At 62.6% G+C, this 24,826-nt stretch carries 20 protein-coding genes; 6 read left to right on the forward strand and 14 right to left on the reverse strand.

What is annotated here, in order from left to right; genetic code table 11:
• Positions 1-124: 124 nt before the first annotated feature.
• The 5 genes from aroB (at position 125) to hemE (ending at position 10,360) form a co-directional block, all read left to right on the forward strand.
• On the forward strand, positions 125-1,225 hold the full coding sequence (aroB, locus tag NVB75_RS22170; RefSeq protein WP_258343324.1) for a 3-dehydroquinate synthase: 1,101 nt from the start codon (positions 125-127) through the stop codon (positions 1,223-1,225).
• Between the two features lie 10 nt (positions 1,226-1,235).
• Positions 1,236-2,801, forward strand: a complete 1,566-nt coding sequence (locus tag NVB75_RS22175) for an SPOR domain-containing protein (RefSeq protein ID WP_258343325.1) — start codon at positions 1,236-1,238, stop codon at positions 2,799-2,801.
• A gap of 352 nt (positions 2,802-3,153) precedes the next feature.
• Positions 3,154-7,599 (forward strand): glutamate synthase large subunit, encoded by a 4,446-nt coding sequence (gene gltB / locus NVB75_RS22180; RefSeq protein WP_258343326.1) that lies wholly within the window; start codon positions 3,154-3,156, stop codon positions 7,597-7,599.
• A 32-nt stretch (positions 7,600-7,631) separates the two neighbouring features.
• The gene (locus NVB75_RS22185; RefSeq protein WP_003209353.1) at positions 7,632-9,050 is read left to right on the forward strand and encodes an FAD-dependent oxidoreductase; all 1,419 of its coding nucleotides are present in this window, start codon (positions 7,632-7,634) and stop codon (positions 9,048-9,050) included.
• Between the two features lie 242 nt (positions 9,051-9,292).
• Complete coding sequence (gene hemE, locus NVB75_RS22190) at positions 9,293-10,360, forward strand: uroporphyrinogen decarboxylase (protein ID WP_258343328.1); 1,068 nt, start codon at positions 9,293-9,295, stop codon at positions 10,358-10,360.
• Positions 10,361-10,413: 53 nt separating this feature from the next.
• Here hemE and NVB75_RS22195 read toward each other — a convergent pair whose 3' ends face one another.
• The gene (locus NVB75_RS22195) at positions 10,414-11,631 is read right to left on the reverse strand and encodes an MFS transporter (RefSeq protein WP_375378950.1); all 1,218 of its coding nucleotides are present in this window, start codon (positions 11,629-11,631) and stop codon (positions 10,414-10,416) included.
• A 181-nt stretch (positions 11,632-11,812) separates the two neighbouring features.
• Here NVB75_RS22195 and NVB75_RS22200 point away from each other — a divergent pair, with 181 nt between their 5' ends.
• Positions 11,813-12,706, forward strand: coding sequence for a LysR family transcriptional regulator (locus NVB75_RS22200; protein ID WP_258343330.1), 894 nt, complete (start codon positions 11,813-11,815; stop codon positions 12,704-12,706).
• A 185-nt stretch (positions 12,707-12,891) separates the two neighbouring features.
• Here NVB75_RS22200 and NVB75_RS22205 read toward each other — a convergent pair whose 3' ends face one another.
• From NVB75_RS22205 to NVB75_RS22265, 13 genes are read right to left on the reverse strand one after another with little or no spacing between them, the layout of a single operon-like run.
• Positions 12,892-13,317, reverse strand: coding sequence for a hypothetical protein (locus tag NVB75_RS22205; RefSeq protein ID WP_258343331.1), 426 nt, complete (start codon positions 13,315-13,317; stop codon positions 12,892-12,894).
• Between the two features lie 26 nt (positions 13,318-13,343).
• Positions 13,344-14,570 carry a beta-ketoacyl-ACP synthase gene (locus NVB75_RS22210; RefSeq protein WP_258343332.1) on the reverse strand — a complete coding sequence of 409 codons (1,227 nt, stop codon included), beginning with the start codon at positions 14,568-14,570 and terminating at the stop codon, positions 13,344-13,346.
• A complete protein-coding gene (gene fabG, locus NVB75_RS22215; RefSeq protein WP_258343333.1) occupies positions 14,570-15,298 on the reverse strand; it encodes a 3-oxoacyl-ACP reductase FabG in 729 nt (242 codons plus the stop codon). Before fabG ends, NVB75_RS22210 begins: the two co-directional genes overlap by 1 nt.
• Positions 15,295-15,756 carry a hotdog family protein gene (locus tag NVB75_RS22220; RefSeq protein WP_258343334.1) on the reverse strand — a complete coding sequence of 154 codons (462 nt, stop codon included), beginning with the start codon at positions 15,754-15,756 and terminating at the stop codon, positions 15,295-15,297. Before NVB75_RS22220 ends, fabG begins: the two co-directional genes overlap by 4 nt.
• The gene (locus tag NVB75_RS22225) at positions 15,753-16,919 is read right to left on the reverse strand and encodes a beta-ketoacyl-[acyl-carrier-protein] synthase family protein (protein ID WP_258343335.1); all 1,167 of its coding nucleotides are present in this window, start codon (positions 16,917-16,919) and stop codon (positions 15,753-15,755) included. Before NVB75_RS22225 ends, NVB75_RS22220 begins: the two co-directional genes overlap by 4 nt.
• Positions 16,916-17,398, reverse strand: a complete 483-nt coding sequence (locus NVB75_RS22230; RefSeq protein WP_258343336.1) for a hypothetical protein — start codon at positions 17,396-17,398, stop codon at positions 16,916-16,918. Before NVB75_RS22230 ends, NVB75_RS22225 begins: the two co-directional genes overlap by 4 nt.
• Positions 17,395-18,129 carry a class I SAM-dependent methyltransferase gene (locus NVB75_RS22235; protein WP_003209370.1) on the reverse strand — a complete coding sequence of 245 codons (735 nt, stop codon included), beginning with the start codon at positions 18,127-18,129 and terminating at the stop codon, positions 17,395-17,397. The genes NVB75_RS22230 and NVB75_RS22235 overlap by 4 nt, the downstream gene beginning before the upstream one ends.
• Positions 18,126-20,444: an MMPL family transporter gene (locus tag NVB75_RS22240; protein WP_258343337.1), complete on the reverse strand. Its 2,319-nt coding sequence runs from the start codon at positions 20,442-20,444 to the stop codon at positions 18,126-18,128. Before NVB75_RS22240 ends, NVB75_RS22235 begins: the two co-directional genes overlap by 4 nt.
• A complete protein-coding gene (locus NVB75_RS22245) occupies positions 20,434-21,144 on the reverse strand; it encodes an outer membrane lipoprotein carrier protein LolA (RefSeq protein ID WP_258343338.1) in 711 nt (236 codons plus the stop codon). Before NVB75_RS22245 ends, NVB75_RS22240 begins: the two co-directional genes overlap by 11 nt.
• A complete protein-coding gene (locus NVB75_RS22250; protein ID WP_258343340.1) occupies positions 21,141-21,566 on the reverse strand; it encodes a thioesterase family protein in 426 nt (141 codons plus the stop codon). Before NVB75_RS22250 ends, NVB75_RS22245 begins: the two co-directional genes overlap by 4 nt.
• Positions 21,559-23,100 (reverse strand): histidine ammonia-lyase, encoded by a 1,542-nt coding sequence (hutH, locus tag NVB75_RS22255; RefSeq protein WP_258343342.1) that lies wholly within the window; start codon positions 23,098-23,100, stop codon positions 21,559-21,561. The genes NVB75_RS22250 and hutH overlap by 8 nt, the downstream gene beginning before the upstream one ends.
• The gene (locus tag NVB75_RS22260) at positions 23,084-24,019 is read right to left on the reverse strand and encodes a glycosyl transferase (protein ID WP_258343343.1); all 936 of its coding nucleotides are present in this window, start codon (positions 24,017-24,019) and stop codon (positions 23,084-23,086) included. Before NVB75_RS22260 ends, hutH begins: the two co-directional genes overlap by 17 nt.
• The gene (locus tag NVB75_RS22265) at positions 24,016-24,750 is read right to left on the reverse strand and encodes a glycosyltransferase family 2 protein (RefSeq protein WP_258343345.1); all 735 of its coding nucleotides are present in this window, start codon (positions 24,748-24,750) and stop codon (positions 24,016-24,018) included. Before NVB75_RS22265 ends, NVB75_RS22260 begins: the two co-directional genes overlap by 4 nt.
• Between the last annotated feature and the right edge of the window lie 76 nt (positions 24,751-24,826).

The following is a 24,826-nucleotide window of genomic DNA, read 5'->3' on the forward strand; positions in this document are numbered from 1 at the left end:
CTCGGCGGCGCGCCATGACCGTCCGAGTTGTGGCGTAGAGCCATCAGGCGACGTCAGATCCCGACGATGCCGACAACGTTAATGTAGGGCAGGACGCCTGCTTTCATCTTCAACGCGGGGACACATGCAGACACTTAAGGTCGATCTTGGCGAGCGCAGCTACCCGATCCATATTGGCGAAGGTTTGTTGGACCAGCCCGAGTTGCTCGCACCGCATATTGCCGGGCGGCAAGTGGCGATCATCTCCAATGAAACGGTTGCGCCGCTGTATCTTGAGCGTCTGAGCCGCAGCCTCGCGGCGTACTCGGTGATCTCGGTGGTGTTGCCCGACGGCGAGGCCTTCAAAACCTGGGAAACCCTGCAACTGATCTTTGATGGCCTGCTGACTGCCCGTCATGACCGTCGCACCACCGTGGTGGCGCTGGGCGGCGGCGTGATCGGCGATATGGCCGGCTTTGCGGCCGCCTGCTACCAGCGCGGCGTGGACTTTATCCAGGTGCCGACCACGTTGCTGTCCCAGGTCGATTCGTCGGTGGGCGGCAAGACCGGTATCAACCATCCGCTGGGCAAGAACATGGTCGGCGCGTTCTATCAGCCGAATGTCGTGCTGATCGACACCGCCACCCTCAATACCCTGCCGCCCCGCGAGCTGTCGGCGGGCCTGGCGGAAGTCATCAAGTACGGCCTGATCTGCGACGAGCCGTTCCTGACCTGGCTTGAAGAGCATGTCGACGCGCTGCGCTCCCTCGACCAGGTGGCGCTGACCGAAGCGATTTCCCGCTCCTGCGCTGCCAAGGCTTTGGTGGTAAATGCCGACGAACGTGAGTCCGGTGTGCGCGCCACGCTGAACCTCGGCCACACCTTCGGCCATGCGATCGAGACTCACATGGGCTATGGTGTGTGGTTGCATGGAGAGGCCGTAGCGGCTGGCACGGTGATGGCATTGGAGATGTCGCAACGCCTGGGCTGGATCAGCGTCCAGGAGCGTGATCGCGGGATCCGCCTGTTCCAGCGCGCCGGGTTACCGGTCATTCCTCCCGAGGAGATGACTGAGGCAGATTTTCTCGAACATATGGCAATAGACAAGAAAGTGATCGACGGTCGACTGCGACTGGTGCTGTTGCGCCGAATGGGCGAAGCGGTAGTGACCGACGATTATCCGAAAGAGATTTTACAGGCCACGCTGGGAGCGGATTACCGCGCCCTGGCCCAGCTTAAAGGTTAATAAGATCCCGATGACTAGTTTGCATGCCGACGAGGCGTTCCTCGGCCATTACCAGTTAAGCCACGACCCTTTTGCTCCGCGGGTGCCTGGTTTCAAATTTTTCCCTGCGCAACGCAAGCCGGTGCTCGGGCAGTTGCACCACCTCGCGCGCTACAGCCAGCTGTTGCTGGTGGTTACCGGCCCTCTGGGCAGCGGCAAGACTTTGCTGCGTCAGGCGCTGGTGGCCAGCACCAACAAGCAGTCGGTGCAGAGCGTGGTGGTTTCCGCCCGTGGTGCCGGTGATGCGGCGGGCGTGTTGCGCCAAGTGGCCCAGGCCCTGGACGTGTCCACTGCCGAGCCGAATGCGATCCTCAAGCAAGTGGTGCAACTGGGCCTGACCGGCCAGGAAGTCTACCTGCTGGTGGACGACGCCGAGCAGCTCGACGAATCCGCCCTGGAAGCGTTGCTGGCCCTGGCGGCCGGTACGCCTGAAGGTCGTCCGCATGTGTTCCTGTTCGGCGAGTCTTCGCTGATTGCCGAACTTGAGCAGATCAGCGGCGAGCAGGAACTGTTCCACGTCATCGAACTGCAGCCTTACGAAGAAGAAGAAACCCGCGAATACCTCGCCCAACGGCTGGAAGGCGCAGGGCAGGGCATCGAACTTTTCTCTGCTTCGCAGATCTCTGATATTCACGAAAGCTCCGACGGCTGGCCTGGCACCATCAACCAGGTTGCCCGCGATGCCATGATCGAAGCCATGATTGCCAGCCGCTCTGCGGTCAAGCGTCCAAAGATGGGGTTCACTATGCCTAAGAAGCACGTATTGGCAATTTCTGCCGTTGTCGTGGTCGCTGTCGCCGCCGCCTGGTTGATTCCAGGTCGCAACAAGGCCCCGACCACCGCTGGCGCGCCAACCGAACAGGCGCAGTTGCCACTGGGCAAACCAACACCGAACGTTGAATTCGCCAACTCCGGTCAACCGACCAACTTGCCGATGGTTGGCCAGCCAGTGATGCGCGGCCCGCTTGCCGAAGAAGCTGGCGGCATTTCCGAAGGCGACGATGGCGTGCCGGTAGAGGGCTCCAGCGCCACGCCGCCGACCGTGACCACCACCGCGCCACCTGCGGGCGTGCCGGCGGGTCAGCCAGCGGCCAAGCCGGCACCGGCACCGACGCCTGCGCCTGCTCAGGTCGCTACCGCCAAGCCAGCGCCAGCTGCGAAGCCAGTAGCCCCGGCGCCGGTGGCCAAACCAGCGCCTGCCGCCAAGCCTGCTGAAAAACCGGTGACCGTGGCCAAGGCCGGCGCTGCTGGCAGCAGCTGGTACACCAGCCAGCCTACCGGTAACTTCGTGGTGCAGATCCTGGGCACCAGCTCCGAAGCCAACGCTCAGGCGTTCGTGAAAGAGCAGGGCGGCGAGTACCGTTATTTCAAGAAAGTGCTCAACGGCAAGCCTCTCTTCGTGATCACTTACGGCAACTTCTCCAGCCGCGCAGCAGCTGAATCCGCTATCAAGGCCTTGCCAGCGAAGGTTCAGGCTGGTAAACCTTGGCCTCGCACTGTCGCCAGCGTCCAACAGGAACTGGCAACAACTCGCTGAAGATTCGGCGGCCTTACCCAGGCCGCCTCTCCCGGCACCTCAAAAAAATCCGCAAGTGCGTGCTGCCTTCCAGGCCGCGCGCTTTGTGGTGTCTGCGTCACAGTAGCTTTTGAGTCGTAGCGGTCAGAATTAAAAAAGTTTTGACTAGCACAGCATATCGCTTTAAACCTTTCATAAATGCGACATAGATTTGCGACATTTCGTCGCTAAATTTGTGAGCGTCTGTGTCGGTGTGTACAATGACCTCCCTTTTGCCCCCGCTAAGCCGGCGTACGTTCGGCGTGGAAGGTAACCGGTTGAATTGAAAAGAAATTTGCCTCGAAATAAGAGGCAGCCTGGTGAGAAAGTGTCTATGAAAGCAGGTCTGTACCAACCCGATGAATTCAAGGATAACTGCGGTTTCGGCCTGATAGCCCATATGCAGGGCGAGCCCAGTCATACCCTTTTGCAAACGGCCATCGAGGCCCTGACCTGCATGACCCACCGCGGTGGGATCAACGCCGACGGCAAGACCGGTGACGGTTGCGGCTTGCTGATTCAAAAGCCCGACCAGTTCCTGCGCGCAGTCGCCAAGGAGCATTTCGGCGCTGATTTGCCCAAGCAATATGCCGTGGGCATGGTGTTCTTCAACCAGGACCCGGTAAAAGCCGAAGCTGCTCGCGAGAACATGAACCGCGAGATCCTGGCCGCTGGCCTGCAACTGGTCGGCTGGCGCAAAGTGCCGATCGACACCAGCGTACTCGGCCGCCTGGCTCTGGAGCGCCTGCCGCAGATCGAACAAGTGTTCATCGCCGGCGATGGCCTGAGCGACCAGGACATGGCGATCAAGCTGTTCACATCGCGTCGTCGCTCGTCTGTGGCCAACGCCGCCGACACCGACCACTACATCTGCAGCTTTTCCCACAAGACCATCATTTATAAAGGCCTGATGATGCCGGCGGACTTGACCGCCTTCTATCCAGACCTGAGCGATGAGCGCCTGCAAACCGCAATCTGCGTGTTCCACCAGCGCTTCTCCACCAACACCCTGCCGAAATGGCCGCTGGCCCAGCCATTCCGCTTCCTCGCCCACAACGGCGAGATCAACACCATCACCGGCAACCGCAACTGGGCCGTGGCCCGTCGCACCAAATTCGCCAACGACCTGATGGACCTGGAAGAGCTCGGCCCGCTGGTCAATCGCGTGGGTTCCGACTCCTCCAGCATGGACAACATGCTCGAACTGATGGTCACCGGCGGCATCGACCTGTTCCGTGGCGTGCGCATGATCATTCCGCCAGCGTGGCAGAACGTTGAGACCATGGACCCCGACCTGCGGGCGTTCTATGAGTACAACTCGATGCACATGGAACCGTGGGACGGCCCGGCCGGCGTGGTAATGACCGACGGTCGCTACGCCGTGTGCCTGCTCGACCGTAACGGCCTGCGCCCGGCGCGCTGGGTGACCACCACCAACGGCTTCATCACCCTGGCGTCGGAAATCGGCGTGTGGAACTACAAGCCGGAAGATGTGATCGCCAAGGGCCGCGTTGGCCCGGGCCAGATCCTCGCCGTGGACACCGAAACCGGTCAGATCCTTGACACCGATGCCATCGACAACCGCTTGAAGTCCCGTCATCCGTACAAGCAATGGCTGCGCAAGAATGCCCTGCGCATCCAGGCGACCATGGAAGACAACGACCACGGCTCGGCTTTCTACGACGTCGACCAGCTCAAGCAGTACATGAAGATGTACCAGGTCACCTTCGAAGAACGTGACCAGGTGCTGCGCCCATTGGGTGAGCAAGGCTACGAGGCCGTCGGTTCCATGGGCGATGACACGCCAATGGCCGTGCTGTCCCAGCGCGTGCGCACGCCGTACGACTATTTCCGCCAGCAGTTCGCCCAGGTGACCAACCCGCCTATCGACCCGCTGCGCGAAGCCATCGTGATGTCCCTGGAAGTGTGCCTCGGTGCCGAGCGCAACATTTTCCAGGAATCGCCTGAGCACGCTTCCCGCGTGATCCTCAGCTCGCCGGTGATTTCCCCGGCCAAATGGCGTTCGTTGATGACCCTGGACCGCCCGGGCTTCGACCGGCAGATCATCGACCTGAACTACGACGAGAGCCTCGGCCTTGAAGCCGCTGTGCGCAACGTCGCCGATCAGGCTGAAGAAGCCGTGCGCGCCGGCCGTACCCAGATCGTGCTGACCGACCGTCATATTGCCCCTGGCAAGCTGCCGATCCACGCCTCCCTGGCCACCGGCGCAGTGCACCATCGCCTGACCGAAAAGGGCCTGCGTTGCGACTCCAACATCCTGGTTGAAACCGCCACAGCCCGCGACCCGCATCACTTTGCGGTGTTGATCGGCTTCGGCGCTTCGGCGGTGTACCCGTTCCTCGCGTACGAAGTACTCGGCGACCTGATCCGTACCGGTGAAGTCCTGGGCGACCTCTACGAGGTGTTCAAGAACTACAGGAAAGGCATCACCAAGGGCCTGTTGAAGATCCTGTCGAAGATGGGCATCTCCACCGTCACGTCGTACCGTGGCGCACAGCTGTTCGAAGCCATCGGCCTGTCGGAAGAAGTCTGCGACATGAGCTTCCGTGGCGTGCCAAGCCGCATCAAGGGCGCGCGTTTCGTCGACATCGAAGCCGAACAGAAAGCCCTGGCAGCCGAAGCCTGGAGCGCGCGCAAGCCGATCCAGCAAGGCGGCCTGCTGAAGTTCGTCCACGGTGGCGAATACCACGCCTACAACCCGGACGTGGTCAGCACCCTGCAAGCTGCCGTGCAGCAGGGCGACTACGCCAAGTTCAAGGAATACACCGCGCTGGTGGATAACCGTCCGGTGTCGATGATCCGCGACCTGTTCAAGGTGAAGACCCTGGAGACGCCGCTGGCCATCAGCGAGATCGAGCCGCTGGAATCGATCCTCAAGCGTTTCGACTCCGCCGGTATTTCCCTGGGCGCCTTGTCGCCTGAGGCTCACGAAGCCCTGGCCGAAGCCATGAACCGCCTGGGTGCGCGTTCCAACTCCGGCGAAGGCGGTGAAGACCCGGCCCGCTACGGCACCATCAAGAGCTCGAAAATCAAGCAGGTCGCTACTGGCCGTTTTGGTGTAACCCCGGAATACCTGGTCAACGCCGAAGTGCTGCAGATCAAGGTCGCCCAGGGCGCCAAGCCGGGTGAAGGCGGGCAACTGCCAGGCGGCAAGGTCAACGGCCTGATCGCCAAGCTGCGTTATGCAGTGCCGGGCGTGACCCTGATTTCGCCGCCGCCGCACCACGACATCTACTCCATCGAGGATTTGTCGCAGCTGATTTTCGACCTGAAACAAGTCAACCCGCAGGCCCTGGTCTCGGTGAAACTGGTCGCAGAAGCCGGCGTGGGCACCATCGCCGCCGGTGTGGCCAAGGCCTATGCCGACCTGATCACCATCTCCGGCTACGACGGCGGCACCGGCGCTTCGCCGCTGACCTCCATCAAGTACGCCGGTGCGCCGTGGGAACTGGGCCTGGCCGAGACTCACCAGACCCTGCGCGGCAACGACCTGCGCGGCAAGGTCCGGGTGCAGACCGACGGTGGCCTGAAGACCGGCCTCGACGTGATCAAGGCCGCGATCCTCGGCGCCGAAAGCTTCGGCTTCGGCACCGCGCCCATGATCGCCCTGGGCTGCAAATACCTGCGTATCTGCCACCTGAACAACTGCGCAACCGGCGTGGCGACCCAGAACGAGAAGCTGCGCAAGGACCACTACATCGGTACCGTCGACATGGTGGTGAATTTCTTCACTTACGTCGCCGAAGAAACCCGTGAGTGGCTGGCCAAGCTGGGCGTGCGTTCCCTGGAAGAGCTGATCGGCCGTACCGACCTGCTGGACATCCTCGAAGGTCAGACTGCCAAGCAACAGCATCTGGACCTGACGCCGCTGTTGGGCAGCGATCACATCCCGGCGGACAAGCCACAGTTCTGCCAGGTTGACCGCAACCCGCCGTTCGACAAGGGCCTGCTGGCCGAGAAGATGGTCGAGATGGCCAGTTCGTCGATCAACGACGCAAGCGGCGGCGAATTCGCCCTGGATATCTGCAACTGCGACCGTTCCATCGGCGCACGCATCTCCGGCGAAATCGCGCGCAAGCATGGCAACCAGGGCATGGCCAAGGCGCCGATCACCTTCCGCTTCAAGGGCACCGCTGGCCAGAGCTTCGGCGTGTGGAACGCCGGTGGCCTGAACATGTACCTCGAAGGCGACGCCAACGACTACGTGGGCAAGGGCATGACCGGCGGCAAGCTGGTCATCGTTCCGCCGGTCGGCAGCGTCTACAAGACTCAAGACAGTGCCATCATCGGCAACACCTGCCTGTACGGCGCAACCGGCGGCAAGCTGTTTGCCGCCGGTACGGCCGGTGAGCGGTTCGCGGTGCGTAACTCCGGTGCCCACACCGTGGTTGAAGGCACGGGCGATCACTGCTGCGAGTACATGACCGGTGGTTTTGTCGCGGTGCTGGGCAAGACTGGCTACAACTTCGGTTCGGGCATGACCGGCGGTTTCGCCTACGTGCTGGACCAGGACAACACCTTCGTCGACAAGGTGAACCACGAGTTGGTGGAGATCCAGCGGATCAGCGGCGAAGCGATGGAATCCTATCGCAACCACTTGCAGCATGTGCTGGACGAATACGTCGAGGAAACCAACAGCGAATGGGGTCGCAACCTCGCTGAAAACCTCGATGACTACCTGCGTCGTTTCTGGCTGGTCAAGCCCAAGGCTGCCAACCTGAAATCGTTGCTTTCCAGCATCCGTGCCAACCCGCAGTGATATGCGCCTGAAGAGTTTGATGAGGTTTTAACATGGCTGAACGTCTGAATAACGACTTCCAGTTCATCGATGTCGGGCGCAAAGATCCGAAGAAGAAACTGTTGCGTCAACGCAAGAAAGAGTTCGTGGAAATCTACGAACCCTTCAAACCCCAGCACTCGGCCGACCAGGCCCACCGCTGCCTGGGTTGCGGTAACCCGTATTGCGAATGGAAGTGCCCGGTGCACAACTTCATTCCGAACTGGCTGAAGCTGGTGGCCGAGGGCAACATCCTCGCCGCCGCCGAGCTGTCGCACCAGACCAACACCTTGCCGGAAGTGTGCGGCCGGGTGTGCCCGCAGGACCGTCTGTGCGAGGGTGCGTGCACCCTCAACGACGGCTTCGGCGCGGTGACCATCGGTTCGGTGGAGAAGTACATCACCGACACCGCGTTCGCCATGGGCTGGCGCCCGGACATGTCCAAGGTCAAGCCGACCGGCAAGCGCGTCGCGATCATCGGCGCGGGCCCTGCGGGCCTGGGCTGTGCCGACGTGCTGGTACGTGGCGGCGTGACCCCGGTGGTGTTCGACAAGAACCCGGAAATCGGTGGCCTGCTGACCTTCGGCATTCCTGAGTTCAAGCTGGAAAAAACCGTACTGAGCCATCGTCGCGAAGTCTTCACCGGCATGGGTATCGAGTTCCGCCTCAATACCGAAATCGGCAAAGACGTGACCATGGAACAACTGCTTGAAGAATACGATGCCGTGTTCATGGGCATGGGCACCTACACCTACATGAAGGGCGGCTTTGCCGGTGAGGACCTGCCGGGCGTGTACGACGCTCTGGACTTCCTGATCGCCAACGTCAACCGCAACCTGGGCTTTGAAAAGTCGCCGGAAGATTTTGTCGACATGAAGGGCAAGAAGGTCGTAGTGCTGGGCGGTGGTGACACGGCGATGGACTGCAACCGTACTTCGATTCGCCAGGGTGCCAAGTCGGTGACCTGTGCCTACCGTCGTGACGAAGCCAACATGCCGGGCTCGCGCAAAGAGGTGAAGAACGCCAAGGAAGAAGGCGTGAAATTCCTCTATAACCGCCAGCCCATCGCTATCGTTGGCGAGGACCGCGTTGAAGGCGTGAAAGTGGTCGAGACCCGTCTCGGCGAACCGGACGCCCGTGGCCGTCGCAGCCCAGAGCCGATCCCGGGTTCCGAAGAGATCATCCCGGCAGACGCCGTGGTCATCGCCTTCGGTTTCCGCCCAAGCCCGGCGCCGTGGTTCGAGCAGTTCGAAATCCAGACCGACAGCCAGGGCCGCGTTGTAGCCCCGGAACAAGGCCAGTACAAACACCAGACCAGCAACCCGAAAATCTTCGCCGGTGGCGACATGGTGCGCGGTTCTGACCTGGTAGTGACGGCCATCTTCGAAGGCCGCAACGCCGCCGAAGGTATCCTGGATTACCTGCAGGTCTGACCCCGATCCCGGATTGAAATGGGATCAAAATGTGGGAGCGGGCTTGCTCGCGAATGCGGTATATCAGTCACCAGATGTGTTGGCTGACCCACCGCTTTCGCGAGCAAGCCCGCTCCCACATTTGTTTTGTGGCGCTTTCATATCCGCGACAAATTGACCCGATAGACAAAAGGCACGGCTCTTGCCGTGCCTTTTGCGTCGCGCTCTGAGAAAATGCCCGCACTTTTTTTGCGGATGCCGACATGACTGCCCTCAAGAACGACCGTTTCCTTCGTGCCCTGCTCAAGCAACCCGTGGACGTCACCCCTGTGTGGATGATGCGCCAGGCCGGTCGCTACCTGCCGGAATACCGCGCCAGTCGCGCCCACGCCGGCGACTTCATGAGCCTGTGCATGAACCCGGAGTTCGCCTGCGAAGTCACCATGCAACCCCTGGACCGCTATCCACAGCTGGATGCGGCCATCCTGTTCTCCGATATCCTGACCATCCCTGATGCCATGGGCCAAGGCCTGTACTTCGAAACCGGCGAAGGCCCGCGTTTCAAGAAAGTCGTCAGCACCCTGGCTGATATCGAAGCCCTGCCGATCCCCGATCCCCACAAGGACCTGGGTTACGTGATGGACGCGGTCAGCACCATCCACCGCGAGCTCAATGGCCGCGTGCCGCTGATCGGCTTCTCCGGCAGCCCGTGGACCCTGGCCACCTACATGGTCGAAGGCGGCTCGTCGAAAGACTTCCGCAAGACCAAGGCCATGCTCTACGACAACCCGCAAGCCATGCACCTGCTGCTGGACAAGCTGGCGCAGTCGGTCACCTCCTACCTGAACGGCCAGATCATGGCCGGCGCCCAAGCGGTGCAGATCTTCGATACCTGGGGCGGCAACCTGTCGGCGGCGGCGTATCAGGAATTCTCCCTGGCCTACATGCGCAAAATCGTCAGCGGCCTGATCCGCGAACACGAAGGCCGCAAAGTGCCGGTCATTCTGTTCACCAAGGGCGGCGGCCTGTGGCTGGAAAGCATCGCCGACGCCGGCGCCGACGCGCTAGGCCTGGACTGGACCTGCGACATCGGCGAAGCCCGTCGCCGCGTGGGCAGCAAAGTCTCGCTGCAAGGCAACATGGACCCAACCGTGCTGTACGCCAAGCCGGAAGCCATCCGTACTGAAGTGGGCCGCATCCTCGCCAGCTACGGCAAAGGCAGCGGTCACGTATTCAACCTCGGCCATGGCATCACCCCGGAAGTTGATCCAGAGCACGCAGGCGCGTTCCTGCGGGCGGTGCATGAGTTGTCGGCGCAGTATCACGAGTGATCGAGCGGCAATGAAAAAGCCCGGCAGATGCCGGGCTTTTTTGTGCGCGGAGATTAAGCCTTGGCTTCCTGCAACGGCGGCAGCTTCGCCAGCTTCAACGCCACCAGCAGCGCGACGATCAACAGCGCAACGATAAACCCGCCAATCCCGTTCCACCCGGCGTAGTGCCAGAAGAAACCACCCGCCGTCCCCGCAATACTCGACCCGACGTAGTAACTGAACAGGTACAACGACGACGCCTGGCCCTTGGCTTTCAGCGCGCGGCGGCCGATCCAGCTGCTGGCCACCGAGTGGGCGCCAAAGAAGCCGAAGGTGAAGATCAGCATGCCTGGAACCACCAGCCACAGCGGATTAAACAGCGTCAGGGCGATGCCCCCGAGCATCAGCACGATGGTTGCCCACAGTACGCGACGGCGGCCCAGGCGGTCGGCCAGGGAGCCGATTTTCGCCGAACTGTAGATCCCGGAGAGGTAGACCAGCGACAGCAGGCCTACCACGGCCTGGCTCAAATCGTACGGGTCAGCCAGCAAGCGGTAGCCGATGTAGTTGAACATCGTCACAAAGGCACCCATCAGCACGAAGGCTTCGAGGAACAACCACGGCAGGCCGGCGTCCTTGAAGTGCATGGTGAAGCCGTCCATCAGGCTGCGTGGGTGCAGGGTGCTGGCGCGGAAGTTGCGCGATTCGGGGAGGATTTTCCAGAACACCGTGGCCGCGATCAGTGCCAGGGCGCCGATGATCAGCATCGCCGTGTGCCAACTGACGAAGTCGATCAGTACGCCGATGATCAAGCGCCCGCTCATGCCACCAATGGCGTTACCGCCGATATACAGGCCCATGGCCAGGCCGATGTGTTGCGGGTGGATCTCTTCGCTCAGGTAGGTCATGGCCACCGCCGCCAGGCCGCTGAGGGACAGGCCTACCAATGCGCGCATCAGCAGGATGCCTTCCCAGGTCGGCATCAGGCCGCTGGCGATGGTGGCCAGCGCGGCGCAGAACAGCGCGGCAACCATGACCGGCTTGCGCCCCAGGGTGTCGGAAATCGGACCGGTGATCAGCAGGCCAATGGCGAGCATGCCGGTGGCTACCGAGAGGATCAGGCTGCTTTGCGCAGCATTGATGGAAAATTCGTGGGACAGCGCCGGCATCATCGGCTGTACGCAGTAGAGCAGGGCAAAGGTGGCGAAACCGCCGGAAAACAGCGCCAGCACCGTGCGCATGAACATCGGGGTGCCTTTTTCGATGTACTGCTCGTTGAGTTGTGCCACCACTTCATCGAGGGCGGTGGGCGGTACTTCTTGAGCAAGCGGAGCGACAGCAGATTTCACGCGGGACCTCGGGGAGGAAAGACTGCCAGGGCTGACAATGCAAAAAAGAATATAGCTCGCTAATGATTCTTTCCAATATATTGTTCGACCTGTTTAAGAGCTTTTACGACCTAATGAGGTTTTCATGGAATTGCGCCACCTGCGTTACTTCATCGCCGTGGCTGAAGAGCTGCACTTTGGCCGCGCCGCGCAAGTGCTGGGCATCTCCCAGCCGCCGCTGAGCCAGCAGATCCAGGCACTGGAGCAGGAGATTGGGGCGCGGTTGTTCGAGCGTACCAATCGTCGGGTCGAGCTGAGTGAGGCGGGCCGGTTGTTCCTGCAAGAGGCGCGTCTGGTGCTGGCGCAGGTAGATAAAGCGGCGGACGTGGCGCGTCGGGCACAGCTGGGTGAACTGGGGGAGTTGAAGATTGGCTTCACTTCTTCCGCGCCATTCAACTCCAGCATCCCACAGGCGATCTTCGCCTTTCGCCAGGCGTTCCCGGCGGTGCATCTGAATTTGCAGGAGATGAGCAGCACGGAAGTGGCCGAGTCGCTGGTGGATGAGTCGATACAGGTGGGGTTGATGCGACCGTTGCCGTTGCCTGATTCCCTGAGCGTCGTGGAACTGATGCGCGAGCCCTTGGTGGCCGTGCTGAACGCCGGGCATCCGCTGGTGGAGGGCAGTGAGCGTGGTTTGCACCTGGCGCAATTGACTGAAGAGCCGTTTGTATTTTTTCCGCGGACTTATGGCAGCGGCTTGTATGCCCAGCTGCTGAACCTGGCGCGCGATGCCGGCTTCAGCCCGCACTTCGCTCAGGAGGCCGGGGAGGCGATGACCATCATCGGTTTGGTGGCGGCGGGGTTGGGTGTCTCGGTGTTGCCGGCGTCGTATCAGCGGATACGCATTGATGGCGTGGTGTATCGCACGCTGTTGGATCAGGAAGCGGTGACGGCGGTGTGGCTGGTGCAGCGTAAGGGCCAGCAAACGCCGATGGCCAAGGCGTTTGTCGAGCTGCTGACCCGTAAGGCATTGGTATGACCGACGCATAACCCGTGGCGAGGGAGCTTGCTCCCGCTGGGCTGCGCAGCAGCCCCAAAACCCGACGACTGAGTTTTACCAGACAACCCTCAATCGCAGGTTTCAGGGGCGCTTCGCGCCCCAACGGGAGCAAGCTCCCTCGCCACAGGGAAGCGGGTGTTTCAGTTCTGCTTCGAAGTCCCGGTCTACTGGAACAACTGCGCGGCCGACCCGTTGTCACTCACACCATTGGTGCGCAACGCCGCCAGAATATCCCGGTCCAGCATGCTCACCCAGCGGTTGTAGTTGCGGTGGATCTTGCCGTCCTTGTAGCCCAGGTCGCGGCTGTCGCGGTAGGTGATGGCGTAGCTGGTGGCCGTGTAGCGGATGTCGATTTCAGCGTGGAATTTGTTGCGCACGTTGATCTCGGCCTGCACCAGCTGCGGGCTCAGGCGCTGTACGACCCATTCACGTTTGTTCAAGGCCGCGATAATGGTCTGCTTCATCTTTTCTTCGTTGACCTGCGGGTTTGCCGGCAAGTCGTGCTGGGTGTTGAGCACCGGTTTATTGGTGCAGCCAGCGGTGGTGAGCAGGGCCAAAGCGACCAGTGTTGCGCGTAGCAGGGAGGACATTCCATTTCTCCAGTCAGTAAAAAAACTTACGCCCAGCGGCGGAAAATCAGCGAAGTGTTGACGCCGCCAAAGGCAAAATTGTTGTTCATCACGTAGTCGTTGTGCAGCTCGCGGAACTCGCCTTGCAGGTAGTCCAGCTCGCCGCAGCGCGGGTCGACTTCGTCGAGGTTGAAGGTGTGCACGTATTGGTTGCGGTTCATCATTTCGATGCTGAACCACGACTCCAATGCGCCGCATGCGCCCAGGGTGTGCCCGAGGAAACTCTTCTGCGAACTGATGGGCATGCGGCTGCCGAACAGGCTGTTGGTGGCCAGGGTTTCGGCGATATCGCCCTGGTCGGTAGCGGTGCCATGGCCGTTCACATAGCCGATGGCGTCGGGCGCAAGCCCCGCATCTTCCAGGGCCAGCTCCATGGCGCGGCGCATGGTGGCCTGTTCCGGGCGGGTGGTGTGCTGGCCGTCGGCGTTGCTGCCGAAGCCGACGATTTCGGCGTGGATATGCGCGCCACGGGCCAGTGCATGTTCCAGTTCTTCGAGCACCAGGATGCCGCCGCCTTCGCCGATCACCAGGCCGTCGCGGCCACTGTCGTAGGGACGCGGGCTGGTTTGTGGTGCATCGTTTTTCAGGCTGGTGGCGTACAGCGCATCGAACACCATGGCTTCGGTAGGGCACAGCTCTTCGGCGCCACCTGCCAACATCAGCGGCAGGCGGCCGAACTTGATGGCCTCATAGGCGTAGCCGATGCCCTGGCTGCCGCTGGTGCAGGCGCTGGACGTCGGGATCAGTCGGCCAGTGAGGCCGAAGAAGATGCTGATATTCGCCGCCGTGGTATGGGGCATCATGCGCACGTAGGAGTTGGCGTTCAGCCCCTCGGCCACCGAGTTCAGCAGCATATTGCCGAAGGCCTTGATCTCGTCGGTGCTGCCGGTGGATGAGCCGCAGGCCACGCCCATGCGCCCGTCCTTGATCGACTCGTCGCCCAGCAAGCCAGCGTCTTTGAGCGCCTGTTCTGCTGCCCATACTGCCAGGCGCGAAACCCGGCCCATGCTGCGCAATTGCTTGCGGGTCCAGTGGGCGGGCACCACGAAATCATCGATCGGCCCGGCCAGCCGCGTGTTCAGTTCGGTGAAGCGCTCCCACTCGTCCATGCGCCGAATGCCGCTGCGGTTGGCGCGGAAGTTGGCGGCGATGGTTGCCCAATCGCTGCCCAGGGACGTAACGCCGGCCATGCCGGTGACCACCACGCGCTTCATCAGCACAGGCCTCCATTCACGGCCAGCACTTGGCGGGTGATGTAGCCGGCTTCCGCCGACATCAGGAAATTCACCGCCCCGGCGACTTCCTCCGGGGTGCCCATGCGTTGGGCCGGGATCATTTTCATCAGTTCTTCCACCGGTACGTTTTCATCCAGCATCGCGGTGTCGATCAGCCCGGGAGCCACGCAGTTGACGGTGATCTTGCGCTTGCCCAGCTCGATGGCCAGGGCCTTGGCCGCGCCGATCAAACCGGCCTTGGACGCGCTGTAGTTGACCTGGCCACGGTTGCCGATCAGCCCGGATACCGAGGTAATGCACACGATCCGTCCGGCGGCGCGACGACGAATCATCGGCATCATCACCGGGTGCAGCACGTTGTAGAACCCGTCGAGGTTGGTACGCATCACCACGTCCCAATCGTCTTCCGACAGCGCAGGAAACGCACCGTCGCGAGTGAGCCCGGCATTGAGCACCACGCCGTAATACGCGCCATGTGCTTCTACGTCGGCTTCCAGAATCTCCTTGCAGCTGGCGCGATCCACCACATCAAATTGCAACACCCGGGCCTTGCGCCCCAGGGCTTCGATTTCGACCTGCACCGCATCCGCCTCGGCGCGCCCGCTGCGGCAATGCAGCACGATGTCGTGCCCGGCCTGGGCCAGGCGCAATGCGATAGCGCGGCCGATGCCACGGCTGGAGCCGGTAACCAGTACGGATTCAGTCATGGCGTGGTGTCCTTCGATTCATCTAAATAGTTGGCCGCCTGGGGCGGTCGAAATACGTTCAAGCGTGCACTCGCCTGGATACCGTCGCCGCGGAGGTGGCATTCGAACACACCCATGCCGTTGTCGTCTTCCAGGGAGCGCAGGCCGTGGATGGTCAGCTCGGCGCCTGCGGGAAAGTGCTCGACGTTGCACTCGAATTTGCGCGTGCCCAGCAGGAAGCCCAACTCCACGGCTTCACCCTTCTGGCGTGCGCGACAACCGGCGTAGGCCGCGACGCTTTGCGCCATCAACTCAATGCCGACCCACGCGGGCAGGCTGCCGTCGGCGCGGTTGAAAAGCCCGCCGGGCTTGACCCTCAGGCGGGTCTGAATCTGTTCTTCATCAAAGCTCAGGACCTGATCGATCAGGATCATGTCACCGGCGTGGGGCAGCAGTTCGGCGAGCGGCCAATCAGTCATGGGGCGTCTCCGATAATCAGGCTGACGTTGTTGCCGCCGAAAGCAAACGAGTTGCTCATCAGGCAGCGTTTCTCCAGGGTGTCGCCGGGCAACGCCCACTTCAATACGGGCAGGTCGGGGTCGGCCTGGCCATCCCAGACATGGGGCGGCACCACGCCTTCCGCCAGGCTCAGCCAGCAGAACGCCGCTTCCAGCGCGCCGGCGGCGCCCAGGGTGTGGCCGGTCATGGGTTTGGTCGAGGAGCAGGTTACGCCGCCCGGGAACAGGGCCGCGACCGCCAGGCTTTCCATGGCGTCATTGTGTTGCGTGGCGGTGCCGTGCAGGTTCAGGTAACCGATCTCCCCGGGCACCAGTTGTGCGCTGGCCAGGGCCTTGCGCATCGCCTGCAACGCACCCTTGCCGGTGGGCTCGGGCGCGGAAATATGGTGAGCGTCGCAACTGGCGCCGCTGCCCAGCAGTGCAACCGGTGCGGGGGTTTTGCTCATCAGGAACAGCACGGCGGCTTCGCCGATATTGATGCCGTTGCGGTTCGCCGAGAACGGATTGCAGCGCTGTGCCGAAACCGCCTCCAGCGACGAAAAACCATTGAGGGTCAGCTTGCACAGCGTGTCGACGCCACCGCAGATCACCGCATCGCACACACCCAGGTCCAACAGGCGTTGGGCACTCATCAGCGCCCGCGCACTGGAGGTGCAGGCGGTGGAAATCACGTAGGCCGGGCCGCTCAGTTGCAGCCAGTCGGCGAGGAAATTGGCCGGGGCGCCGAGTTCCTGTTGCAGGTAGTCGTAGTCGCCGGGGAAGTTTTTTTCCCGCAGGTAGTGGGCGATGCCACGACTGGCTTCATCAATGCCCGAGGTGCTGGTGCCGAGCACGATGCCAATGCGCGACGCACCGAACGTCTGAATCGCTTGTCGGATCTCGTCGTCAATCTGCAACGCCGCTTCCAGCAACAGCTGATTATTACGGCTGTGGTGGGATTCCAGCCCGGGCGGGATCGCCGCGAGTTCACCGTGCACGCCCGCCACCGGCAACATACGCTCCGGCACCCAGCCGCTTTCCGCGCGCATGCCGGAGCAGTCGCCGGTGAACAGGTTGCGGCTGACTTCGCGCTTGTCGCGGCCCAGGGCGCAGATCACGCCGAGGGCATTGAGGTAGGCGGTCATCGTGTGGCCTCAAGCGGCGAGATGCGGTAGGTCAACGGCTGCCCAATCACTTCCACGCGAAACACCAGGGAGGAGTGATAGGTGATCTTCCAGCGGGACGGCAGGGTGCGGATCAAGTCCATTTCCTGGGTGCCGGGGTACAGCTTGGAGACTTCATCCGCCGAGGTGAGGGCGAACAACAGCGCGGCAAACAATTCACGCGCCTGGGGATTGGGCGGCAGCAGACCGTCAGCCTGCCAGGCACCGTTGATCAATTTCTGTCGCGCCTGTGGAATGCCCAGCGGGTCCATCATCGACCAGCGAATCCCGCCGGCTTCGCGCTGCATCACCAGCAGCCAGTCCTGACGTTGGCCATCCTGTTCGCGCTGCACATGCAGTTGCAACGGCAGGCTCAGCACCGGGGTTTTCGACGGCAACGGCGGCTGGCTGGCGCAGGCACTCAGCAGCAACAGGCAACCGATCAACAGCATTCGGATCATGTTTCAGCGCTCGCCAGAGGTTTGCGGGCAACCACGTTGACCAGGGTTTCTTCGCGCTGGCCGGCCGGTTTTGGCTGGCGCAGGCCCCAGCGCTCAAGCAGGCCGAAATCGGTGGCGCGGCTCCACCACAGGTACGGGTACGAGACGTTCTGCGGGCCGAACTCAAAGCCCTGCTCGCGAATCATCTCAAGGTACTCTTCTGCGCTTTTCTGCACATGCATCGGGTGACGAAACAGCCAGCGAATGACCCAGGTGTCGATATAGGCCTCGGTGGACTCGGCAAACAGCAGATAGCCGCCCGGCTTGAGCACGCGATAGAACTCTTTCAGGGCGCGATGTTGTTCTACCAGGTGATGGAAAGTCTGGTGACAGAACAGCACATCGACACTGGCGTCGGCCACGTCGAGGGTCGCGCAATCGCTGCCGATCAACTCGATGGCGATGCCTTGGCGCGCGGCTTCGGCGCGGCTCAGGTCGAGGCTGTGTGGGTCGGCGTCGAGGCCGATCAGGCGCTCGGGGGCGAACACTTGCTGCAAATACTGGAACGACTTGCCCTGGCCGCAGCCGGCGTCCAGCAGCACCGGAGCAACCGGCAGCGGGTCGCTGAACAGGCTGCGCAGGTCGTTGATGGCCACGCGCAGCACATGGTGCTGCCAGGTGTGGCTGCGCAGGAACCAGAAGCCGAATTTGGTTTCTTCGACGTAGTTCTTGCTGAGGTATTGGCTGCTCATCGTTTCTTCCTTGTCCCGGACGGGGCGGCCCACGGTGCCAGCATGAAGCTGAATGCCAGCCCCAAGCTCACCGATAGCCCAAAATTACTCACCGCCGGCGTGCTGGAAATGGCCAGCAGGCCGAACGATAGCCAAGTAGTCACGGCCGCCAACAGTGTGCCCAACAGGCTCACGGCGGTGCCGCCAATTTGTTCACGCATCAGGATCGCGTAGTCGACGCTGATGGCGGTTACCAACAGCAGGCCGAACAGGCTGAACAACGTCAGCGGCTGCCCCAGCCAACCCAGGCTGGCCAGGCTGCACAGCGCCGCCAGCAGCGGCAGGGCGACGATGCGCAGGGCACCGCCGAAGCCGAACGGCAGGATCAGCAACAGTACGATCAACACGCACGACATCAACTTCAATTCGGCGGCGCTGATTTGCGTCGCGGCAAACACCTGGTTCAAGTCGCCCAGGCGATCCACCAGCTGCACGCCGGGTAAATCCAGGGCCTGTACCCGCAGCAAGGCCGGGTTGTTCAACCCTTGCAGGCTCACCATCGCCGCCACGCCACCGTCGACATTCCCCAGCCACAGTGTGCGCCACGGCTCCGCCAGTGGGCCGATCAGCGCCGCGTCGATGTCTTCGGTGGGCAGGGCCTGCAACTGGGCCAGCTCGGTTTGCAGCGCGGCGGCCGGTACGCCGAGGTCCAGCAATGGCTGCCAGTACTGCGGCAGTTGGTTCAAGGCTTCACGCAGCTGTTGTTGCTCAGCCGGCGGACTGACCAACTGGTTGAGCGCCAGGTAGCCCTGGAGCTTGTCCATGTTCACCAGCTGATCCAGACGCTGACTCAGCGCGGCCTGGCGCTCCAGCAATTGCGGTTGATTGTCCGCCCGTACCAGGAAGAACTGGCTGGTGGGCTGGAACCCGGTAATCCGCGCAACGGCCTGGGCTTCCTGCAGCAACTGCGGCGGCGCACCGATCCACTGGCGGATATCGTTTTTGCTGTTCAGGTGCCATAGGCCGCCTGCGCAAAACACCAATACCAGTACCAATAACACCGGACTGGGCAGGCGCTTGAGCAGCGACTCACGCACGCTCAGCAGAAACTCGGCAATGCGCAATGGCCACTGCGCCGGGCGCAATTCGACGCCCTTGAGCAAGGCCGGCAGCAGGCACACGGCCGACAGGTAAGCACCCACCAGGCCCGCCGCCGAGAACACCGCGATTTGCGTCAGCGCCGGGAACGGCGTCCACGCCAGGGCCAGGTAACCGATGCAACTGGTGGCCAGGCTCAGGCTCAAGCCCGGCAAGGTCAGGCGCAAGGCCGGCCAGCTGCGCCAAGGGCTCATGCTCCAGCTCTTGGACAGGTAATGCAGCGGGTAATCCACCGCCACGCCGATCAGGCTCGAGCCCAACACCAACGTGATTACATGCATATGCCCGAACAGCGCCACACAGGCCACCGCACCAAACAACATGCCCACCAGCACCGGCACAAACGCCAACAGCACACGCCAGCGGCGGAATGCCAACAGCAGCAATAACAGGATCCCGGCAGTCGCGCCGCCACCGACCCAGGTGATTTCCCGCGTCGCCTGCTGCTGACCATTGGCCGCATACAACAGGCCGCTGGCCGCGAGCAATTGCGCGCCTTGCTGGTCGGCCCGCTCGCGGCTGGCCTTGAGTAATTCAGCCACTTGCAGCGGCAGTTTCATGTCGAAGGCATTGCCAGTGGTGCGCGCCCGCAGCAGCACCCAGCTTTTGCCGTCGGCGTCGGCGATCAACGCGCCGCTGCCGATATCCAGCTGCACCGAACCGTGCTGCGGCTGGCTGTTCTGGATACGCCCGGTGAGGCCCAGCCAATCGTCCTGGCTCGGCACCAGGCTGAAGCCGGTGAACGGGTCGAACAGCGCCTGAACCCGTTGCTGGATAAACGCCTGGGGCTCGTCGATCAGTTGCTCGCGGTCCTTGGCCGAGAGCATCGCGAGGCGGCCTTGCAGCAACTGCTGACGCAGGGCCGGCAGGTCGGCTTGGAGGTTCCACTGAACCTTCTCAAACAGGCCGCTGGCTTGCCAGGCTTCGCCCAATTGCGTCGCCATGGCCACGGCTTGTTGCCGGTCGGCATGCCCCACCAGCACCAGCATTTCGCGGTTCAGGGGTTCCTGCATGCGTTGTTCGGCACGCAGTTCCAGCGCATCCGGTGCGGTGCCGGGCACCAGTTCCATCAGGTTCGCCGACAGCGGCGCGCCATGGCGCCATTGCCAACCCGCCAGGGCCACTACGGCCACCAGCAGGATCAGGAACAGGCGCGGCAACCAGCGTTCACTCGGCAAAGTCGTGTTGCTCCGCGTCGCTCAAGGGTTGGCTACTGGTGCTGTCCTGCATGCGCAGTACGGTGCTGTCGCCCTGGGTTTCCAGCAGCTCGATTTTTTGCACCAGTTCGCCGCCGTCGATATTGATCTGGGTGAACACTTGCTTGAGCAGCAGCGAGCGCGGGATCAACGTGAGTTTCCACTGCGTGGCTTCGCCTTGCAGCTGCAGTTCGAAGTCACGCTGCAAGCCGCTGCTGTCGCCCTGCAACACGGCGAGGAACAAACGGTTCTGCTCGGCACCGGCACTCTTGTTCGGCAGCAATTGCCAGCCGTTGGCATCACGCCGGGCAATGCCGTTGGCGCTGATGCGGTAGTCCTGTTGCAGCGGGGTTTTCAGCAGCCACAGCAAGCCGTGGTCCTTGGCCAGGACGAAGGTGCCCTTGCTGGTCAGCGGCTGCGGCAGGGCGCGCAGGTGTTTTTCCTGGGTGAAGTTGCCGTGGATCACCGTTGGCTTTGCCAGCTGATCGCTGAGTTGTTGCAGGTCGAAGGCGTGGGCCAGGCCTGGAATGCCTAAAATCAGCATCAACGCGACCCTTGTAGGAGCGAGCTTGCTCGCGAAGAACCTGAGGGCGCCACGGGGTGTCAGGCGGCCTGCGTTATCTTTGACGATCTTCGCGAGCAAGTCGAATCGTCGCACCGCCGCTCCCACAGGGAATCTCATTTCAAGGCTCTCTCTACGGCGTCTGTGAATATTTTTGGCGAGGCCAACTGCATTTCGCGACTGGCAATTTCCACCGCCACTTGCACGGTACTGGCGCGGGTCAGGCGTTCGCCCGTGGCCTTGTCGCTGATCAGGTAATTGACCTTCAAGCGGTTCTCCCACTCCACCAGGCTGGCGCGTACGTTGATAGTCTGGCCGAAGGTCGCACCGCGCACATAGCGCAGCTGCATGTCGATCACCGGCCAGGCGTAGCCCGCTTCCAGCATCGCCGTGTAGTTGTGGCCGAGCTTGTCCAGCAAGGCGCAGCGGGCGACTTCCAGGTACTTCACGTAGTGCCCGTGCCACACCACGTTCATGGTGTCGATGTCGAAAAACGGCACGAGGATTTCAGTGTCGCAGTGCAACACGCCGGGGCTACGCATGCAGCCTCCAGTGTTGCTCGGCGATACGCTTGAGGCACAGGCGCAGCTCGCCTTCCAGGGCGCGGTCTTCGATGAGCGGCGGGAAGTCTTTGGCCAGCTCGATGTGCATGGCGGCCAGCGCCGGGGGCAGCGGGCGCGCGTCTTCAGCCTGGGCACGCAGCCAAACGCCCTGATTAGCGGCGAGCAAGGTGGCGGCGGCGACTTGTTCGGTCAGTTCCAGCACACGAATCGCATCGCGGGCGGCGATGGTGCCCATGCTCACCTTGTCCTGGTTGTGGCACTCGGTGGAGCGCGAGAACACGCTGGCCGGCATGGTGTTTTTCAGGGCTTCGGCGGTCCAGGCGCTGGTGCCGATCTGCACGGCCTTGAAGCCGTGGTTGATCATCGCCCGCTCGGCGGGCGCGCCCGACAAGTTGCTCGGCAGGCCGTGGTTGTAGCGCACGTCCACCAGCAGCGCGAGCTGGCGGTCCAGCAGATCGGCGACGTTGGCCACCAGGGTCTTGAGGCTGTCCATGGCGAAGGCGATGTGGCCGCCGTAGAAGTGGCCGCCGTGCAGCACGCGCTCTTCTTCCGCGTCGATGATCGGGTTGTCGTTGGCGCTGTTGAGTTCGATCTCGATGAACGAACGCAGCCAGTTCAGGCTGTCGGCCAACACGCCCAAGACGTGGGGCGCGCAGCGCAGCGAGTAACGGTCTTGCAGGCGATGCAGCGGTGCGGTCGGTGCGTCGATGGCCAGGTCCTTGCGCAGCCAGGCGGCGACTTGCATCTGCCCCGGGTGCGGCTTGGCGGCAAACAGGCGCTCGTCGAAATGCTCCGGGTTGCCTTGCAGCGCCACCACGTTCAGCGCGGTGATGCGCGTGGCCAGTTGCAGCAGGTAGTCGGCGCGGGCGAAGGCCAGGCAGGCGAGGCCGGTCATCACGGCGGTGCCGTTCATCAGCGCCAGGGCTTCTTTCGGGCGCAGTACCAGCGGGTCCCAACCCAGCTCACGGTGTACGTCGGCGGCCTGGCGACGTTCGCCACGGAACAGCACTTCGCGCTCGCCGGACAAGGTCGCGGCCACGTAGGACAGCGGCGTCAAATCACCGCTGGCGCCCACCGAGCCTTCTTCCGGAATCAGCGGTAGCACGTCGAACTCCAGGAACGCATGCAGGCGCTCCAGCAACTCCACGCGCACGCCAGATACGCCGTGGCACAGCGACTGCAACCGCGCCGCCAGCACCGCGCGGGTGGCTTGCGCATCCAGCAACTTGCCCAGGCCGCAGCCGTGGAACGTGTAGAGGTGGCGGGGCAGCGCTTCGACGTGCTCCAGCGGCACCGCCACCACGCACGAGTCGCCATAGCCGGTGGTGACGCCGTAGATCACGCCTTCCTTGTCCAGCAACGAATCGAGGAACTGCGCGCCCTTGGCGATACGCTGGCGGTACTTGGCATCGGCTTGCAATTGAGTCGGCGCCTGACGGTTGGCCAGGGCCAGCACGTCTTCGATGCGCAGGGGGAGTTCGCCGAAGGTTACCGGCTCAAGATGCGTCGTCATCGGTCTTCCAGAAAGGGTAAAAGTTGAACCATTGTTGGGGCGCTTCCAGGCAGAACTGGCCCAGGCGCTCGGCGTAGCGGGCGGTCCATTGAGCGATCACCTGCTGGCGATCGCTGCGTTTCCATTCGATCAACCGGGCGAACGGCTCGATGATCAGGCGATAACGGCCTTGATGCTTCAAGCACATCAGCAGGTTGACCGGGCATTTCAGCAAGCCGGCCAGCAGCCATGGGCCTTGGGGGAAGGCGGCGTCATGGCCGAGGAAATCCACGCGCACCGTGCGCCCGCCATGCAGCGGTACGCGGTCGCCGGCAATCGCCAGCCACTCGCCGTCGTCGAGGCGCTGGCTGAGCATCATCATCACCGCCGGGTCGAGTTCGCTGACCTGGATCAGGCGCAAATTGGTCGCCCCGGCTTCGCCCAATATGCGGTTGAAGCGTTCGGCGTGCTTGGTGTGCACCAGCACGTTCATGGTGACCTTTTCGCCCAGCTCGGCGAGGGCGCGGCACACTTCAAGGTTGCCCAGGTGTGCGCCCACCAGCATCTGCCCGCGCTCGCTGCGCAGCTGGCCGCGCAGTTGAGCCGGGTCGATGATTTCGATCTGCTCCAGGCGCAACTTGCCGTTCCATACGTCGAGCTTGTCCAGCAGGGCGTCGGCGAACGCCATGAACTGGCCGAAGACCCTTCTGTGGGTAGGGCGCAGGTCGTCGCGCTGGCTCCAGTCGGCCAGGCGCTGCTGGTACTGCCAGGCGCTTTGGCGGGCCGTGCGGCCGAACAGAAAGAAGTAGAAAACGATGCCGTAGAGCAGCGGGCTCAGCACCCGGCGCCCGAGGACCTTGGCGGCGAAGGCGGTGAATTTCATCAGCCAGAAACTGCCGCGTTCTTCGCGGTCGGCCCAGTGCTTGGTGTCCTGGGTCATGCCTGCCACCGGCGCCAGAGGATCATCGGCGCACGCACCAACATGCCGAAGAACAGCCGGGTGTGCATCGAGGAAATCAGCGCGTTGTCGTGGAACAGGCGAAAGTGCGACAGGCCGTCGGCGGGGTAGTGCACCTTGGTCGGCAGCCAGCGCATCGGCTGGTTGCGCCAGGCGAGGCGCACCAGGATGTCCGAGTCGAAATCCATGCGTTTGCCGATGTTGGCCGAGTCCATCAAGGCCAGGGTCGGTGGCAGTGGGTACACGCGAAAGCCGCACATGGAGTCGCGAATTTGCAGCGACAAGGTATTGATCCACACCCACACGTGGGTCAGGTAGCGCGCGTAAAGGCGGCCCTTGGGCACGCTTTCGTCGTATTCCGGGTAGCCACAGATCACTGCATTCGGGTGGGCGCGCGAGGCGTCGAGGAAGGTGCTGACTTCCCGCAGGTCGTGCTGGCCGTCGGCGTCCACTTGCAGGGCGTGGGTGAAACCCAGGCGCGCGGCTTCGCGAAAGCCGGCCATGACGGCCGCGCCTTTGCCCTGGTTGGTGGGCAAAGTCAGCAGGGATACGTTGTCGAGGGTTGCCAGTTGCGCCAGGACAGCGGCGCAGGCGGCGCTGCTGCCGTCGTCTACCAGCAGGCACGGCAGGCCGCTGGACAGCACGCTATGAACCACGGCGGGCACGGCGGCTTCGTGGTTATAGACCGGGATCAGGGCGCAGGGGTTATGCATACCAGGCACCCCATTGGCAGAAGCGCTTTTCGTGGCGAGGGAGCTTGCTCCCGCTGGGCTGCGAAGCGGCCCCAAC

The organism is Pseudomonas sp. CBS (assembly GCF_024734645.1).
Lineage (GTDB): Bacteria > Pseudomonadota > Gammaproteobacteria > Pseudomonadales > Pseudomonadaceae > Aquipseudomonas.